Consider the following 16,009-nt stretch of genomic DNA (forward strand, 5'->3'; position numbering starts at 1 on the left):
TAGGGGGTGGCTTACAAGTTGTTGCTATTGTTTGAATAGCATACCTTGCAGAGACTACGTGCGTTTGACGGTGTTTTGAGTGGACAAAAGTTAACGGGACTCAGGGTTTTGCCGGAGGCGTGGTCGCGCCCGCGCCACGGGTGCGCCAGACAGTGGTCACCGCCAGGCCCTTGCGAAAGAGCAGCGAATGTTCTTCGACCCAGGTGCGATCGAGCCGCAGCCGGCCGTACACCTCGAAATACTGCGTGCCCACGCCGTGCTGGGCCGCGTTGAAACGCGAGCCGCCGCTGGGCAGGCCGGCGTTGGCTTCCTCGATGTTCTTGAAGAAGGATCGGGTGCGCCGCTCCACCAGCTGGCGCGCGCTAGCGATGCCCAGCGATTCGACGCTCGCGCTGATGGCCTCGGCGCTGGCCGTGTTGAGGTTGAGCGTGGTGCGCTCCGGCAGGATCGTCACGTAGGGCTCGAGCGCGGCGGCGGTGGCGGGCGAGAGGCCGAGCCACACCAGTTGCGCGACTTCCTGCGGCATCAGCGGGGCGGCGCCTGTGTCGGCGCTGGCATCGCTGCTGCCACCGCCACTACCGCCTGAGGCAGCGTCGGTGCTGCCGGTGTGCAGCGCGCTCGCGAGCCGCGTGGTCATCTGGCCGAGCTCGCCGGCCGGCAGGCCGAGCAGGTTGAAGAGCCGCGTGAAGGTGGCCACGCTCGCGGGCACCGGCTTGCCGGCGTCCACCAGCGACAGCACGTTGAGCTTGGACTGCGCGTCGACGATGCGGCCTGACAGGAACGCGTCGGGCAGGCCTTCGAGGTTGTCGCTCGCCACGTTCTTTTCGGCCGAAAGAAAGCTCGTGAGGCGGGCTTCTTCGAGCGGCACGGCCCACGGCTCGCCGAGGTGGTCGGGGCCGCCGGCGCGGCCGTCTTCGCCGAGGATCAGGCGCGACCAGTCGAGCGCGCCGATCAGCACCCAGGCCGCCTGCACGCGCGCGCGCTCGGCGCCTTCGACTTCGGCGGAGCGCCACTGCTGCCAGAGCGCGGCGGCGGAAAAGGTGGCGACCAGCATCACGGTCAGCATGGCGGCGAGCAGCGCGGCGCCGGACTGGCGGCGTGCGCTTGCCGTGCGATGGCTGCGTGGTGCGGTCATGAGCGCGGCCCTCCCAGCGTCGGCCGGACCCAGTCGCGCGTGAGCGTGCCCGAGAGCCCGTCGCCGGGCGGCAGTGTCAGCACCAGCCGCACGCCGTCGGGCATGGCGATGAGCGCACCGGCCGGGTTGGACGGGTTCGCTGCCGCGACGGGCAACGGCTCCGCCGGCACCCAGGCGTTGTTGCGGAAGTACGCGAGTTGCCAGCTGTTGACCGGCATCAGCGCGACATCGGTAGCGCCGCCGGTGGGCGCGGCGCCGTCCTGTGCCCAGGCAGCCGCGAGGTTCCAGGCCTGCACCCATTCGCCACGCGTCGAGAAAGGCGCCGACTGCCAGCGCCGCCAGCGCGTGCCGTCGGCGCCGGGGCGCAGCGTCCAGGCGACGACCTGCACGGTCGGCGTGCTGGTGTCGCTGCCGCGGCGCGTCATGCGCAGCACGCGGCCGTCCCAGTCGATCGGGCGGGTCTGCGCGAGCAGGGTGATGGCGTCGAGGTCGGCGCTCCATTGCGCGAGCGTGGCCTGCAGCGTGAGCACCGCGTCGGCGCGCAGCTGGTTCTGCGTGGTGGCGCGCGACATGCTGTCCAGGCCGCGCCAGCTCACGAGTGCGAGCAGCGCCATCACGGCGATGGCGACCAGCAGCTCGATCAGCGTGAAGCCGCGCGCGCGCGAGGGCTTGCGGATGTGCACCATCAGACGCGCCCCACCACGGTCGAGACGCGCAGCAGCGGCGCGCTGCCTTCGTCGCGCACCTGCACGTCGACGCGCCGGAAGTTCGGGTTGAGCGTGGGCACGGTCGTGGTCGTCACGAGGAAGGTGAGGCCGGCCTGCAGGCAGATCGAGCCCGAGTCGCCGATGGCCGGCATCTGCCGCGACAGGCGCGCCTTGGCGAGTTCGTTTTCGGCGCACAGGCCGGCCAGCACGAGGTCGGACTGGCGCTGCGCATTGCGCGTGAGCGACATCGTGGCCTGCGAGCCGGCCGCAAGCGCGAGCGCGACGATGCCCAGCGCGATCAGCACCTCGATCAGCGTGAAGCCGCGGTGGCGTGCGGTGCGCCGCAGCCGTGGTCTCATGGCACGGCGAACACGGTGAAGGGCCGCAGCCCGTCGGTCGCGACGCGCAGCATGCGCGCGGGCGGGCCTTCGCTGTGCAGCATGACCTGCTGCGCCGGAATGATGGGGTCGGGCCCGAGCTGCAGCGCCGTCACCGGCGTGCCGCCGCCCAGCAGGGGCTGGGCCGTGATGCCGGCGTGGGTCCAGCCGGTGGGCAGGGCGTCGGCCGGCAGGCCGTCGAAGACGAAGCCGCCGCCTTCGACGAGGCGCCAGCGCACCATGACGCCGCTGGCGCGCGACTGGGCGCGGGCCGATTCGAGCAGGGCGGCGAGGCGGTCGGCCTCGCGGTCGAGCGCGGCGGCGTTGCTGTCGCGCATCGCGAAGCTGACGCCGGCGGTCGCGATGGCGATGATCGCGATCACCACGATCAGCTCCAGCAATGTGAAGCCGCGCACCGCGCGAGGCGTTGGCAGCACCACGCGGCCGAGGGCGATGCGCTTACTGCCAGCTGCCGATGTCGGCATTCTTGCCCTCGCCGCCGCTTTGTCCGTCGGCGCCGAAGGAGAGCACGTCGATTTCGCCCTTGATGCCCGGGTTCATGTACTGGTACGGATGGCCCCAGGGATCGTTGGGCAGCTTCTCGACGTAGGGCTTCCAGTTGGGCGCGGCCGGGCCCGCGGTGGGGCGGGTCAGCAGCGACTGCAGGCCCTGCTCGGCGGTCGGGTAGCGCTGGTTGTCGAGGCGGTAGAGCTTGAGCGCCTGCATCAGGTTGTTGATGTCGGTGCGGGCGGCGGTGACGCGGGCGTCGTCGGCGCGCTCGATCACGTTCGGCACGATCAGGGCCGCGAGCACGCCGATGATGACAAGCACCACCATGAGTTCGATCAGCGTGAAGCCGCGTTGTGCGGTGCGGGAGACGGAACGAAGGAGTTTGTTCATAGCTTGCGGGGACATGAGGCAGTAAGCGCGCTGCATGATAATCCGCGGCCATGACAAGTCCTTACTCCGCAGCCCGCTGGCATGCCCCACTTGCAACGACGGGGCTTTGGGCGTTGGCCGCAGGCGCCGCGGTGTTCTGGGCGCTGAGGCTGGCGTCACCGGCCGATGCCGTGGCAGCAGCGGCCACGATGCCACGCGCGCCGGTCGCGGCCGATGCCGAGGCGGTGGCCCGGTTGCTGGGCGTGGTCACGGTGACGTCGAACGCTCCCGTGGCGCCGGAGGCCGCGAGCCGCTTCGCGCTGTCGGGCGTGGTGGCGGACCCGTCGAACCAGGGCGCGGCGCTGATCTCGATCGACGGCAAGCCGCCGCGGCCGTTCCGCGTGGGCTCGAAGGTCGGTGAGAGCTATGTGCTGCAGTCGGTGGGCGTGCGCGCGGCGACGCTCGGTGCCCAGCGCGACGGGCCGGCGGCGTTCACGCTGCAACTGCCGGTGCGTGCGCCGCTGAGCATGGGACTTCCGACGCCACCTGCCGGTCTGCCCACGATGCAGTCACCTGCGCCGGCCGGGCTGTTGCCGGCCACGATGCCGGCGGTGGTGATGCCGCCGCAGCAGCAGCAGCAATTGCAACCTGCCGCCACGGCGGGCGCTGCGATGGAGCCGCCGCCGCAGGCGCAGACCCCTGCGCAGTAAGCGCAGCGGTCTCTTTCTCTTTTCCTCTTCTTCTTTCGCTCAGGCCTGTAGGAACAGGCGGTAGGCCGGGTTGGCCGTTTCCTCGACGCAGGGGTAGCCCAGCGTTTCGAGGAAGCTGTCGAAGGCCGCCGACTCTTCGGCCGGCACCTGCAGGCCCACGAGGATGCGCCCGTAGTCGGCACCCTGGTTGCGGTAGTGGAACAGGCTGATGTTCCAGTTCGGCCGCATCAGGCTCAGGAACTTGAGCAGCGCACCGGGACGCTCGGGGAACACGAAGCGCAGCAGGCGCTCGTCGTGCGCCAGCCCCGTGCGGCCGCCCACCAGATGGCGCAGATGCTCCTTGGCAAGTTCATCGTGCGTGAGGTCGAGCGCGTCGAATCCGTGCGCGATGAAGACCTTCGCGATGGTGGCCGACTCGCCGCGCGCCGAGGTCGTGAGACCGACGAACACGTGGGCCTTGGCCGCGTCGCTGATGCGGTAGTTGAACTCGGTCACGTTGCGCGGCGCACCGCCGGCAGGCAGCTCGCTGATGAGTTCGCAAAAGCGACGGAAGCTGCCGCGCTCTTCGGGGATGGTCACAGCGAACAGCGCTTCGCGCTCCTCGCCGACCTCGGCCCGTTCGGCCACGAAGCGCAGCCGGTCGAAGTTCATGTTCGCGCCGCACAGGATCGCCGCGTAGGTCTCGCCCTTGCGGCCGTGCTCGGCGGCGTACTGCTTGATGGCCGCCACGGCCAGCGCGCCGGCCGGCTCGACGATGCTGCGCGTGTCGACGAACACATCCTTGATGGCCGCGCACACGGCATCGGTGTCGACCGAGATGTAGCTGTCGACCAGGTTCTGCGCGATGCGGAAGGTTTCCTCGCCGACGAGCTTGACGGCCGTGCCATCGGAGAACAGGCCGACGTCAGGGAGGTTCACGCGCTGGTGCGCGGCGACCGATTGCATCATCGCGTCGGAGTCGTTCATCTGAACGCCGATCACCTTGATCTCAGGCCGCACGGCCTTGATGTAGTTGGCCACGCCGGAGATGAGGCCGCCGCCGCCGATCGCCACGAACACCGCATCGAGCGGGCCCTGGTGCTGGCGCAGGATTTCCATCGCGATGGTGCCCTGGCCTGCGATGACGTCGGGATCGTCGAACGGATGAACGAAGGTCAGGTTCTGTTGTGCCTGCAATTCGAGCGCGTGCAGGTAGGCATCGGAATAGCTGTCGCCGTGCAACACGATCTCGCCGCCGAAACCGCGCACCGCATCGATCTTCAATTGCGGTGTGGTCACGGGCATCACGACCACCGCGCGCGCGCCGAGCTTGCGCGCGCCGAGCGCAACGCCTTGCGCGTGATTGCCGGCCGACGCGCAAATCACACCGCTCGCCAATTGCGCTTTGCTGAGGTGCGCCATCTTGTTATAGGCACCGCGCAGTTTGAAACTGAAGACGGGTTGCTGATCCTCGCGCTTGAGCAATACGGTATTGCCTAGTCGCTCGCTGAGCGCGCGCGCCTTCTCCAGAGCGGACTCGACGGCCACGTCGTAGACCCGCGCATTGAGGATTTTTCTGAGATAGTCGGCGGGCGTTAAAGCCGCGGTAACGGGTGCATTGCGCAAGATCTTTTCCAGGGAGTTTTCATTTGCTAACCATCAATCATAAGAGGCATCGGTATTGCATGCGGGGAATGGCATGGACACAAATGTCATAAACCTATTCCGCAAGGCTCCAGCTGCAAATGATTCCGGTTTTTTTGCGCGCACCTTTCCCGCGATTCATACGCCCGCTAATTCGATAACTGTTGAGCAGAATTTGTTATCAGTTTCTGTCAGCGACCTTTCGAAAGGGCTGATGAAAGCCGAGGCCGCACGCGTGCAACGCGGCGAAATCGGACGGCCCACATGGCAAGTCATGGGCAACAGATTGCGTGCGCACATCGTTCCTTTGCTGGGTGATGTGCCCGCGAACGTGTTCGCGACAACCGATGTGCAGCGTTTGATCGATCACCTCGGCGAACAAGGCTTCACCAGCACGACGATCGCGCAGTACCTCGTGCTGTTGCGCAAGGTCGCAACGCACGGTGTGCTCACCGGCGCGTTGCGCGAAGCGCCCGTGTTTCCAAAGATCAAGGTGCGCAGCCAGCCGCGAGGCAGCTTCAGCGTGGCGGAGTACCGCGCGTTGATTGCGGCCGCGCGCAAGTTGCGTGGTCGATCGCATCCGGTGCTTGATCGGTTGACGGCCGGAGAGCGCTTCTGGATCGCACGCGAACTGCTCGTCATGCCCGACGAGCTGCCATGGCTGATTCGCTGGATGGTCAACACCTTCGTGCGTCCCAGCGACATCAAGCTCATGAAGCACAAACACATCGAGGTTGTGCGCGGCAAGCACGTCTACCTGCGGATGAACTTGCCCGAGACCAAGCGGCACAGCCAGCCCATCGTGAGTCTGCGGCCTGCTGTTCGTGTCTATGAATGCTTGCGCGCCCACCGCGAGGCGCATGGTTTTGGCGGGGCGGAAGACTACATCTTCATGCCGCACCTGAAGAACCGCGAGCACGCGCTGGCGGTTCTCAATTTCTTCTTTCACTGGGTGCTCGAAAAGACGGGGCTCGAAAAAGGGCCGCTGGGTCAATCGAGGACGCTGTATTGCTTGCGCCATACCGCCATCACGTTGCGGCTGCTGTATGGGCAAGGCATCGACATGCTGACCTTGGCGCGCAATGCACGCACGAGCGTCAACATGGTCGAGCGTTTCTACGCATCGGTACTGAGCGGAGAAATGAATGTGGGGCTGCTGCAGAGCAGGCGTGGCCGGGTGAGTTGAAGACGGACAAAAAGCCGCCCGGCTTGAGCCGGGCGGCTTGAGGGTCTCTTGATTCAAACTGGCAAGGGCCAGCATGAGAATCGAGCCGTAGTCGATCAGAAGGTGTGGCGGATGCCGAAGTCGTAGCCGGTCGAGTTCTTCGGGGTGAAGCCACCCGTGGTCACGAAAGCCGGGCCGGCGACAGTCAGAGCTGCACCGTTCTTGTTGCTCACGCGAGCAACGGTAGCGTACAGAGCCGTGCGCTTCGACAGGTTGTGCACGTAGCCGATAGCCAGCTTGTTGGCTTTCGGATCGGCAGCGACCGGAGCGTACGAGAACGGCGACTGAACAGCGTTCAGGTCGTACTTGACGCTCGAGTAAGAAGCGCGGATCAGGCCAGCACCGACCGGCACGGTCACGCCGAGCAGGTAACCGGTCAGGTCGGTGTCAGCAGTACCGCCAGCGAACGGGGTGACTTCGTAGTCGACCTTGCTCTTGACGCGCGACACTTCACCGAACAGCTTGACGGGACCGAAGTCGTACGAAGCGCCTAAGTTCAGCGTCCTGACAGAGTCGGTCGTGCCAGCGTAGAAATCGTCGCCGGAGGTGCTGCTGCCATACGCCAGTGCAACGTCCAGGGGGCCATTGGCGTAGCCGAAGCGACCGCCGATGTAACGGCCCGTGCGACTCTTGGCCGCGGCAACGTCAGTCTTTTCGACCACGCCAGTCTTCGGATTCAGAACAAAAGCGGTACCAGCCTTGGGCGTGAAGTTGCCGTTGTCGTACTTGTTCCGTTCGTGGAAACCATACTGCACTTGGCCGTAGAAGCCGCCCAGGTTAGGGGGCAGGAAGTAGCCGATGGTGTTGCTGGCACGAGCGTAGTTCGGGTTGCCGCCAAAGCCGCCCGAACCACCGGTGGTGTTGAAGCCGCCGGCCGTCGAGATCAGGTTGGTGCCCACACCGTTGGCGCCGAACGGATCGAACACGGTGTCGTTCCAGAACGACGGGGTGTAGTCACGGCCCAGGCGGACTTCGCCGAAACCACCCGACAGGCTCACGGTCGAGCGACGAGCGAACGTCGACACGCCGGTTGCGCCGTCATCATTGGTGATCGGGGCTTCAAGCCAGAAGCTGGCTGCCAGGCCGCCACCCAGGTCTTCCGTGCCACGGAAGCCCAGACGGCTGGAGTTGTAGGCCGAGTTGGCCAGTTCGCGGCGGCTGACCTTGACGCTGCCGCGGTTCACGTAGAACGGGTTGTAGACCGGGAGGCCCAGCTTGTCGTACGTGACGCCGTTGTTCAGGTCACGCGAGGTGGACGAGTAGCTGCTGATCGATGCGTCAACCACACCGAACAGAGTGACGGACGACTGAGCCGAGGCAACACCGGCGACAGCCAGGGCAGCCAGAGCAGCTGCCCTTTCAAGAGGGGCGGCTAGAGTGGCGCCGCCATCGCGACGCACAAAGAAAAAAGCCCCGAGTTTTGCAACTCGGGGCTAAATCCACCAATTGGAAGGGTGGAGGAGACAACTGGGTGCACACCATGAAGTGCGCAGCAATGAAATAGAGTATACCCACCCTTTGTTGCGATGCAACAAGCAGGCGACGCTTTTCCCACACACAAATCGATGTTGGCGTGCACTTTTGCGCACCAATTCATCCCAATTGGAGCTGAAACACCATGGAATGCACAGTAAGTTGGACCGGTGACGCAGGCACCCGATCGGCCATGGGCTTCGTGGCCGAGACCGGCAGCGGCCACGTCCTGATGATGGACGGCGCCCCGGATGCAGCCAAGCCTGAGAACGGCGGGCAGAACCTGGCCGCGCGGCCGATGGAAACCGTGCTTGCCGGCACGGGGGGCTGCACGGCCTATGACGTGGTGCTCATATTGAAGCGGGGGCGCCATCGCGTCGAGCGCTGCAGCGTCAAGCTGACCAGCGAGCGCGCGGAAAAGGACCCCAAGGTCTTCACAAAGATCCACATGCATTTCACCGTGGCGGGCAAGGGAATTCCGGCCACCGCCGTGGAGCGGGCGATCGCGCTGAGCCATGAAACCTATTGCTCGGCCAGCATCATGTTGGCGAAGACGGCGGAAATCACCACCAGCTTCGACCTGATCGAGACCTGAAGCGTTGCGTGGCGGCGCTCGAAGCCTAGATTCGGTGCGCGACGGTTGTCATGACCCGTGCTGCCAAGCGCATTAGGGCCTTGGCCGGTGCCGGCAGCTCTACCGCGCCGGCGTCCACGGCTTGCGCGGCGTGGCGGGCTTCGTCGATCTTCATCTGTTCAACCACGGCGCGGGAGGCGTGATCGGTTGGCGGCAGGCGGTCCAGGTGACTTTCGAGGTGCGCTTCCACTTGGCGTTCGGTTTCCGCGACGAAGCCAAGACTTACAGGATCCCCCAGGCGTCCGGCAATCAGGCCGAGTCCGAAGGCGCCGGCATACCAGAGCGGGTTCAGGATGGACGGGCGGGCGCCTAGGTCGTCCATCCGTTGCTGCGTCCAAGCCAGGTGATCGGTTTCCTCATGCGCGGCTTCCAGGAAATGGGCGCGCAACGCCGTGTCGCGCGTCACGGCAGCCTGGGCGGTGTACAGCGCCTGTGCACACACTTCGCCGACATGGTTCACCCGCATCAAGGCTCCAGCTTCACGGCGTTCCGCTTCGCTCAATTCACCTTGCGGCTGGATCGCGGGGGGAAGCGCCCGAGTGGCGTGAGATCGGGCAAAAAGCGTACGCAAAGCGGCATCGGCGGCCGTCAGGGCAGGGTCGAGCAAGGTAGTCATGAGCCTATTTGACCCCACCTGCCTGGCGATGCAAGGCAGCCACATTTTGTTTCACATCATGGAAAAACAACCAGCCTAAGTCCTTTGTTGCACGACTGCAACGAAACACGCGGGGCTTCCATGATTTAGGGCGATTTGTTTTGCCCTGTTGCAGTGGCTCTGGTGCAATAGCATCAACTTCCCAAAAGGAGGTTGGCCCGGGGTCCGGTGGGAGCACTAAGTGCCAGTCACGGTGAGCCCTTCGCACCGGAGCCCTATGTTTAACCTTGGAGAAACTTGCAATGAAAAAATCTCTAGTTGCTCTGGCTGCCCTGGCTGTCGCCGGTGTTGCCTCGGCTCAGTCGTCCGTCACGCTGTTTGGTGTGGTCGACGCGTCGATCAGCGGCTACTCGTCCACCTCGCGTGACCTGAACGGCGCCACGTTCCTGAACCCGTTCTACCTGAACAAGGGCAGCGTCAAGGCAAGCCGTCGCGAACTGGCTAACTCGGGCTACAACTCCAGCCGTCTGGGCTTCCGTGGTACGGAAGACCTCGGTGGTGGCCTGGCAGCCAGCTTCTGGCTCGAAGCTCCGATCACCAACGACGACGGCCAGCAAGGTGTTGCTACGTTCGCACGTCGTTCGACCGTGAGCCTGTCGGGTGGTTTCGGTGAAATCCGCCTGGGTCGTGACTACACCCCGACGTTCTGGAACGACACCGTGTTCGATCCGTTCGGCACCAACGGCGTTGGCACCAACCTGATCTCGACGGCCAACAACGGCTTCGGTGGCTTCGGTACCCCCGCAGCTTCGACCGGCGCGTTCACCAACGTCGGCACGAGCAACTACGTTCGCGCCAGCAACACCATCGGCTACTTCCTGCCGCCGAACCTGGGTGGTTTCTACGGTCAAGTGATGTACGGCTTCGCTGAGAAGACCAAGTACAGCCCTGGCGTGGCAACGCCTGACGTGGCTAACAGCCAGCGTCAAGGTCGTTACGTCGGCGGCCGCTTCGGCTACGCCAACGGCCCCCTGGACGTGGCTCTGGCTTACGGCAGCAGCACCGTGGGTGACAACTACTACCCTGGCACGACCGACAAGGTCAACACGCTGAACCTGGGCGCTTCGTACGACTTCGGTCCCGTGAAGCTGTTCGGTGAACTGTCGCGCGCCAAGAACAAGCGTGACTACGAAGTCACCCCGTTCGCTGGCGGCCGTGCTGACACGGACCTGACCGGTTACCTGCTCGGCGTGACCGTGCCGGTCGGTGCTGGCCTGATCCGCGCTTCGTACTCGAGCGTCAAGTACGACCTGAACCAGCCTGACGTGCTGTTCCAGCCGCGTCTGGCTGACCCGAAGGCCAACAAGCTGGCTATCGGCTACGTGCACAACCTGTCGAAGCGCACGGCTCTGTACGCTACCGTTGCTCGCGTGAGCAACAAGAACGGCGCATCGCTGACCGTCGGCGGCCCGGCTTTCGTGACCACGGGTGGCTTCACCCCGAAGACCTCGACCGGCTACGACTTCGGTATCCGTCACGCTTTCTAATTTGATGCTGGCGTAAGCCAGCTTCGAATCGAAAGACTCAAAAGCCACCCGGCGCAAGCCGGGTGGCTTTTTTCATTGGGGCGCCGTCATCGCGAGGACGGGCAGTGTTGGCAAAGAGCACCATCTGTGTGCACCCCCGGGGAACCCCCGTGCGGGCACGCTGTTTGCACTGCTAGCATGCCGCGACCACTCTTGTTCCTGAATGACTGCCTTTGTACTGCGCCGCCTGATCCAGGCCGTGATCGTGATGATCGCGGTTGCGTTCATTGCCTTCCTCCTCTTTCAATATGTCGGCGACCCGGTCGTGTTCCTGCTGGGACAAGACGCCAAGCCCGACCAGATCCGTGAAATGCGCGCCGCATTGGGGCTCGACCGACCCTTCTTCGTGCAGTTCTGGCATTTCCTGGTCAACGCCGCACAAGGCGAGTTCGGCCTGAGCCTGCGCCAGGGCGCCAAGGTGTCGCGCCTGATCGGCGAGCGCTTCCCGGCCACGCTCGAACTCGCACTCGTGGCTGCGGCCCTCGCGCTGTTCGTCGGCATTCCGATGGGCGTGTACACCGCATTGCGCCGTGGCACCTTCATGAGCCAGGTGTTCATGACCGTGTCGCTGCTCGGCGTGTCGCTGCCCACCTTCCTGATCGGCATCCTGCTGATCCTCGTCTTCGCCGTGACGCTGGGCTGGTTCCCGAGCTTCGGGCGCGGCGACACCGTGCAGTTCGGCTGGTGGACCAGCGGGCTCTTCAAGGCCGACGGCTGGCACCACATCATCCTGCCGGCGGTGACGTTGGCGATCTTCCAGCTCACGCTGATCATGCGACTGGTGCGCGCCGAGATGCTCGAGGTGCTGCGCACCGACTACATCAAGTTCGCGCGCGCACGGGGCCTGTCGAACCGCGCGATCCACTTCGGCCACGCGCTCAAGAACACGCTGGTGCCGGTCATGACCATCACCGGCCTGCAGCTCGGCGGCCTGATCGCCTTCGCCATCATCACGGAGTCGGTGTTCCAGTGGCCCGGCATGGGGCTGCTCTTCATTCAGGCCGTGACCTTCGCGGACATCCCGGTGATGGCCGCCTACCTGTGCCTGATCGCGCTGATCTTCGTGGTGATCAACCTCGTGGTCGACCTGTTGTACTTCGTGGTCGATCCCCGGCTGCGCGTGGGCAAGGCGGGAGGCCATTGAGGTGAGCGCAACAGCCGCAGTTGCCGCGCCGCGCCTGCAGGCCTCCGGCCGGGCCTTCGCGCACATCGCCAGCTTCTACCCCGAGATCGAGGCCTTTCGCCGCGACCTGCATGCCAACCCCGAACTCGGCTTCGAAGAGGTCTACACCTCGGGCCGCGTGCGCGAGGCACTGCGGGCCTGCGGCGTGGATGAGATCCACGACGGCATCGGCAAGACCGGCGTGGTCGGCGTCATTCGTGGCAAGTCGACGGCCAGCGGCCGCATGATCGGCCTGCGCGCCGACATGGACGCGCTGCCCATGCGCGAGGACAACGACTTCGGCTGGCGCTCCGCCAACGACGGCCTGATGCACGGCTGCGGCCACGACGGCCACACCGCCATGCTGGTCGGCGCCGCGCGCTACCTGGCCGAGACGCGCGACTTCGACGGCACCGCCGTGCTGATCTTCCAGCCCGGCGAAGAGGGCTTTGCCGGTGCGCGCGTGATGATCGAAGACGGCCTGTTCGACCGCTTTCCGGTGAACGCCGTCTATGCGATGCACAACTGGCCCGCAATGCCGGCCGGCACCGTGGGCATCAACCGCGGCGCCATGATGGCCGCGGCCGATCGCGTGACGATCGAGATCAAGGGCAAGGGCGGCCATGGCGCGCACGCCTACCAGACCATCGATCCCGTCGTGGTGGCCGCGCACATCATCACCGCGGCGCAGACTATCGTGTCGCGCAGCGTGCGCCCCATCGACGCGGCCGTCGTCAGCATCTGCGCCGTGCAGGCCGGCGACCTCGGCGCGATGAGCGTGATCCCGGGCGAGGCCACGCTGGTCGGCACCGTGCGCACCTTCAGCGCGCGCGTGCAGGCGCAGGTCGAGCAGCGACTGAGCGAGCTGTGCATGGCCATTGCCGCCGGCTTTGGCGCGACCGCGACGATCAAGTACGAACGCATCTACCCGGCCACCATCAACACCGCGCCCGAAGCGATGTTCGCGGCCGACGTGGCCGAATCGCTGGTCGGCGCGAAGAACGTCGACCGCAACATGGAGCCCAGCATGGGCGCCGAAGATTTTTCCTTCATGCTGCAGAAGAAGGCCGGTGCCTATCTGCGCATCGGCCAGGACGTCCGCAGCGGCGCCTTCCTGCACAACAGCCGTTACGACTTCAATGACGAGATCCTGCCGTTGGGCGCCGCACTGCATGCGGGCCTGATCGAGCAGGGCATGCCGCTGGCTGCTACCCGCAGCCTGCAGCCAGGGAAAGCCGCCGCCACCGCGGCGCCGTGATGTGTTCGATTTCAACCCGAGGAGTGTTCCCATGAGTTTCAAGAAGCAAGCGGCTGCGGTCGCTGTCCTGTGCGCTCTGAGCGCCGTCAGCATGGTCGCCAGCGCGCAGACCATCCGCATCGCGAACCAGGGCGACGCCCTGTCGCTCGACCCGCACTCGCTCAACGAGTCGCTGCAACTGAGCGTCACCGCCAACGTCTATGAAACTCTCGTGGGCCGCAACAAGGACCTGAGCCTGGCGCCGCTGCTGGCCACGAGCTGGAAGCAGACCTCGCCGAACGTGTGGCGCTTCGAGCTGCGCAAGGGCGTCGTGTTCCATGACGGCACGCCGTTCAGCGCCGACGACGTGGTGTTCAGCTTTGCGCGTGCGCAGGGCGACGGTTCCGACATGAAGGCCACGCTCAGCGAGATCAAGGCCGTGCGCAAGGTCGGCGACCTCGCCGTTGAAATCGAAACCAACGGCCCGTTCCCGATCCTGCCCGACGTGATCTCGCTCACCATGATCATGAGCAAGAAGTGGTGCGAGGAAAACCAGGCCACCAAGCCCGTCGACCGCCGCAAGGGCATCGAGAACACCGCCTCGTTCAAGGCCAACGGCACCGGCCCGTTCCGCGTGCGCGAACGCCAGCCCAACGTGCGCACCGTGTTCACGCGCAACGGCACCTACTGGGGCAAGATCGACGGCAACGCGCAAGAGATCGTGTTCACGCCCATCGCCAACCCCGCGACCCGCGTGGCCGCACTGGTCTCCGGCGAAGTCGACGTGATGGAGCCCGTGCCCGTGCAGGACATCGCGCGCATCAACGCCGCACCCAACGCCCGCGTCATCACCGGCCCCGAGATGCGCACCATCTTCCTGGGCATGGACCAGAAGCGCGACGAACTGCAGTACTCGAACGTGAAGGGCAAGAACCCGTTCAAGGACAAGCGCGTGCGACAGGCCTTCTACCAGGCCATCGACATCAACGGCATCCAGCGCACCGTGATGCGCGGCGCCTCCAAGCCCACCGCGCTGCTCGTCGGCCCGGGCATCAACGGCTGGACCGCCGACCAGGACAAGCGCATGCCCTTCGACGTCGATGCCGCCAAGAAGCTGCTGACCGAAGCCGGCTACCCGAACGGCTTCGAAGTCTCGATGAACTGCCCGAACGACCGCTACGTCAACGACGGCCAGATCTGCCAGAGCGTGGCCGCCAACCTGGCGAAGATCGGCGTGAAGATCAACCTCGTGGCCGAGACCAAGGGCACCTACTTCCCGAAGATCCTGCGCCGCGACACCAGCTTCTACATGCTGGGCTGGACCCCGACCACCTACGACTCACACAACGCGCTGAGCTCGCTCACCTCGTGCCCCGACGACAAGGGCACGGGCCAGTTCAACCTGGGCGCCTACTGCAACCCCAAGCTGGACGAGCTGACCAAGAAGATCCAGTCCGAGTCGGACAAGGGCAAGCGCAACGAGATGATCAAGGAAGCCTTCAAGATCCACACCGACGACATCGGCCACCTGCCGCTGCATCAGCAGTCGCTGGCCTGGGGCGTGAGCAAGAAGGTCGAGCTGGTGCAACTGGCCGACAACTTCATGTACTTCAAGTGGATGAGCATCAAGTAAGTCGACCGTGGGCCGCTGCCTGAGCGGCCCGACCATGGGCCCGCTTCTTGCGGGCCCATTCTTTTTTGACTCACGATGAAAAATAACCCCCACGCGGCCCGGCGATGAAAAAAACCCTTGCCCGCTGGCTCGACAGCGATGTCGGCTACAGCTTCCGCAACTCGCCGGTGGCGATCGCTGCCGCCGTCATTGCGCTGGTGTGCGTCTTCTGTTCGGTGTTCGCCGGATGGGTGTCGCCGCACAATCCTTTTGACCTCGCCACCCTTGAACTCGGCGATGCCCGCCTGCCGCCGGCCTGGAGCGCCGAAGGCTCCTCCAAATACCTGCTCGGCACCGACGACCAGGGCCGCGACATTCTTTCGGCCGTGATCTACGGCGCGCGCATCTCGCTGATCGTCGGCGTGGTGTCGGTGGTGCTGTCGGTGGTGGTCGGCGTGGTGCTCGGCCTGCTGGCTGGCTTCTTCGGCGGCTGGCTCGACTCCTTCCTCATGCGCGTATGCGACGTGATGCTGTCGTTCCCACCCATCCTGGTCGCGCTACTCATCGCCGGCGTGGGCCGTGCGCTCTTTCCGAGCGCGCACGAATCGCTGGCTTTCGGCGTGCTGATCATTTCGATCTCGCTCACGGGCTGGGTGCAGTACGCGCGCACCGTGCGCGGCTCCACGCTGGTGGAGCGCAACAAGGAGTACGTGCAGGCCGCGCGTGTCACCGGCGTGGCGCCGCTGCGCATCATGCTGCGCCACGTGCTGCCCAACGTGATGGGGCCGGTGATGGTGCTGGCCACCATCCAGGTCGCGACCGCGATCATCACCGAGGCCACGCTCTCGTTCCTGGGCGTCGGCGTGCCGCCGACCTCGCCCTCGCTGGGCACGCTCATCAGCATCGGCAACCAGTACCTGTTCTCGGGCGAATGGTGGATCACGGTGTTCCCGGGCTTGATGCTGGTGCTCATCGCACTCAGCGTGAACCTGCTCGGCGACTGGCTGCGCGACGCGCTGAACCCGCGCTTGCGCTGAACAGAAAAGGACAACGC

16 protein-coding genes are annotated in these 16,009 nt (G+C 65.3%); 8 read left to right on the forward strand and 8 right to left on the reverse strand.

Annotated elements, in window-relative coordinates:
* Positions 1-100: 100 nt before the first annotated feature.
* From gspK to gspG, 5 genes are read right to left on the reverse strand one after another with little or no spacing between them, the layout of a single operon-like run.
* The gene (gspK, locus tag CLU95_RS20015; RefSeq protein WP_099795213.1) at positions 101-1,135 is read right to left on the reverse strand and encodes a type II secretion system minor pseudopilin GspK; all 1,035 of its coding nucleotides are present in this window, start codon (positions 1,133-1,135) and stop codon (positions 101-103) included.
* Positions 1,132-1,821 carry a PulJ/GspJ family protein gene (locus tag CLU95_RS20020; protein ID WP_099795214.1) on the reverse strand — a complete coding sequence of 230 codons (690 nt, stop codon included), beginning with the start codon at positions 1,819-1,821 and terminating at the stop codon, positions 1,132-1,134. Before CLU95_RS20020 ends, gspK begins: the two co-directional genes overlap by 4 nt.
* A complete protein-coding gene (gspI, locus tag CLU95_RS20025; RefSeq protein WP_099795215.1) occupies positions 1,821-2,201 on the reverse strand; it encodes a type II secretion system minor pseudopilin GspI in 381 nt (126 codons plus the stop codon). The genes CLU95_RS20020 and gspI overlap by 1 nt, the downstream gene beginning before the upstream one ends.
* Positions 2,198-2,704, reverse strand: coding sequence for a prepilin-type N-terminal cleavage/methylation domain-containing protein (locus CLU95_RS20030; RefSeq protein WP_099795216.1), 507 nt, complete (start codon positions 2,702-2,704; stop codon positions 2,198-2,200). Before CLU95_RS20030 ends, gspI begins: the two co-directional genes overlap by 4 nt.
* Positions 2,679-3,119 (reverse strand): type II secretion system major pseudopilin GspG, encoded by a 441-nt coding sequence (gene gspG, locus CLU95_RS20035; protein ID WP_056573020.1) that lies wholly within the window; start codon positions 3,117-3,119, stop codon positions 2,679-2,681. The genes CLU95_RS20030 and gspG overlap by 26 nt, the downstream gene beginning before the upstream one ends.
* Before the next feature lie 50 nt (positions 3,120-3,169).
* Here gspG and CLU95_RS20040 point away from each other — a divergent pair, with 50 nt between their 5' ends.
* The gene (locus tag CLU95_RS20040; RefSeq protein ID WP_099795217.1) at positions 3,170-3,808 is read left to right on the forward strand and encodes a type II secretion system protein N; all 639 of its coding nucleotides are present in this window, start codon (positions 3,170-3,172) and stop codon (positions 3,806-3,808) included.
* 39 nt (positions 3,809-3,847) lie between these two features.
* Here CLU95_RS20040 and ilvA read toward each other — a convergent pair whose 3' ends face one another.
* Positions 3,848-5,413 (reverse strand): threonine ammonia-lyase, biosynthetic, encoded by a 1,566-nt coding sequence (gene ilvA, locus CLU95_RS20045; protein ID WP_373669324.1) that lies wholly within the window; start codon positions 5,411-5,413, stop codon positions 3,848-3,850.
* Positions 5,414-5,486: 73 nt separating this feature from the next.
* On the opposite strand from ilvA, the gene CLU95_RS20050 reads away from it, so the two are divergent.
* On the forward strand, positions 5,487-6,617 hold the full coding sequence (locus CLU95_RS20050) for a hypothetical protein (protein WP_099795219.1): 1,131 nt from the start codon (positions 5,487-5,489) through the stop codon (positions 6,615-6,617).
* Between the two features lie 95 nt (positions 6,618-6,712).
* Here CLU95_RS20050 and CLU95_RS20055 read toward each other — a convergent pair whose 3' ends face one another.
* Positions 6,713-8,002 (reverse strand): porin, encoded by a 1,290-nt coding sequence (locus tag CLU95_RS20055; protein WP_257214815.1) that lies wholly within the window; start codon positions 8,000-8,002, stop codon positions 6,713-6,715.
* A 272-nt stretch (positions 8,003-8,274) separates the two neighbouring features.
* On the opposite strand from CLU95_RS20055, the gene CLU95_RS20060 reads away from it, so the two are divergent.
* Entirely contained in the window at positions 8,275-8,724 is a 450-nt protein-coding gene (locus CLU95_RS20060; RefSeq protein WP_062472691.1) for an OsmC family protein, read from the forward strand.
* Positions 8,725-8,749: 25 nt separating this feature from the next.
* On the opposite strand, the gene coq7 is transcribed toward CLU95_RS20060, so the two are convergent.
* Entirely contained in the window at positions 8,750-9,379 is a 630-nt protein-coding gene (coq7, locus tag CLU95_RS20065; RefSeq protein ID WP_099797400.1) for a 2-polyprenyl-3-methyl-6-methoxy-1,4-benzoquinone monooxygenase, read from the reverse strand.
* A 281-nt stretch (positions 9,380-9,660) separates the two neighbouring features.
* On the opposite strand from coq7, the gene CLU95_RS20070 reads away from it, so the two are divergent.
* The 5 genes from CLU95_RS20070 (at position 9,661) to CLU95_RS20090 (ending at position 15,992) form a co-directional block, all read left to right on the forward strand.
* The gene (locus CLU95_RS20070) at positions 9,661-10,905 is read left to right on the forward strand and encodes a porin (protein ID WP_099795221.1); all 1,245 of its coding nucleotides are present in this window, start codon (positions 9,661-9,663) and stop codon (positions 10,903-10,905) included.
* Positions 10,906-11,107: 202 nt separating this feature from the next.
* Positions 11,108-12,088, forward strand: a complete 981-nt coding sequence (locus tag CLU95_RS20075) for an ABC transporter permease (RefSeq protein WP_056573001.1) — start codon at positions 11,108-11,110, stop codon at positions 12,086-12,088.
* Between the two features lies 1 nt (position 12,089).
* On the forward strand, positions 12,090-13,364 hold the full coding sequence (locus CLU95_RS20080) for a M20 aminoacylase family protein (RefSeq protein ID WP_099795222.1): 1,275 nt from the start codon (positions 12,090-12,092) through the stop codon (positions 13,362-13,364).
* A gap of 31 nt (positions 13,365-13,395) precedes the next feature.
* A complete protein-coding gene (locus CLU95_RS20085) occupies positions 13,396-14,976 on the forward strand; it encodes an ABC transporter substrate-binding protein (protein ID WP_099795223.1) in 1,581 nt (526 codons plus the stop codon).
* A 104-nt stretch (positions 14,977-15,080) separates the two neighbouring features.
* Entirely contained in the window at positions 15,081-15,992 is a 912-nt protein-coding gene (locus tag CLU95_RS20090; RefSeq protein ID WP_099795224.1) for an ABC transporter permease, read from the forward strand.
* Positions 15,993-16,009 lie beyond the last annotated feature (17 nt).

Origin of the sequence: Variovorax sp. 54 (assembly GCF_002754375.1) — a bacterium.
Taxonomy (GTDB): Bacteria; Pseudomonadota; Gammaproteobacteria; order Burkholderiales; family Burkholderiaceae_C; genus Variovorax.

Coding starts and splice junctions, on each gene's coding strand:
- gspK (WP_099795213.1), bottom strand. CDS start 1,135: ATGACCGCACCACGCAGCCATCGCACGGCAAGCGCACGCCGCCAGTCC.
- CLU95_RS20020 (WP_099795214.1), bottom strand. CDS start 1,821: ATGGTGCACATCCGCAAGCCCTCGCGCGCGCGCGGCTTCACGCTGATC.
- gspI (WP_099795215.1), bottom strand. CDS start 2,201: ATGAGACCACGGCTGCGGCGCACCGCACGCCACCGCGGCTTCACGCTG.
- CLU95_RS20030 (WP_099795216.1), bottom strand. CDS start 2,704: ATGCCGACATCGGCAGCTGGCAGTAAGCGCATCGCCCTCGGCCGCGTG.
- gspG (WP_056573020.1), bottom strand. CDS start 3,119: ATGAACAAACTCCTTCGTTCCGTCTCCCGCACCGCACAACGCGGCTTC.
- CLU95_RS20040 (WP_099795217.1), top strand. CDS start 3,170: ATGACAAGTCCTTACTCCGCAGCCCGCTGGCATGCCCCACTTGCAACG.
- CLU95_RS20050 (WP_099795219.1), top strand. CDS start 5,487: ATGGACACAAATGTCATAAACCTATTCCGCAAGGCTCCAGCTGCAAAT.
- CLU95_RS20060 (WP_062472691.1), top strand. CDS start 8,275: ATGGAATGCACAGTAAGTTGGACCGGTGACGCAGGCACCCGATCGGCC.
- coq7 (WP_099797400.1), bottom strand. CDS start 9,379: ATGACTACCTTGCTCGACCCTGCCCTGACGGCCGCCGATGCCGCTTTG.
- CLU95_RS20070 (WP_099795221.1), top strand. CDS start 9,661: ATGAAAAAATCTCTAGTTGCTCTGGCTGCCCTGGCTGTCGCCGGTGTT.
- CLU95_RS20075 (WP_056573001.1), top strand. CDS start 11,108: ATGACTGCCTTTGTACTGCGCCGCCTGATCCAGGCCGTGATCGTGATG.
- CLU95_RS20085 (WP_099795223.1), top strand. CDS start 13,396: ATGAGTTTCAAGAAGCAAGCGGCTGCGGTCGCTGTCCTGTGCGCTCTG.
- CLU95_RS20090 (WP_099795224.1), top strand. CDS start 15,081: ATGAAAAAAACCCTTGCCCGCTGGCTCGACAGCGATGTCGGCTACAGC.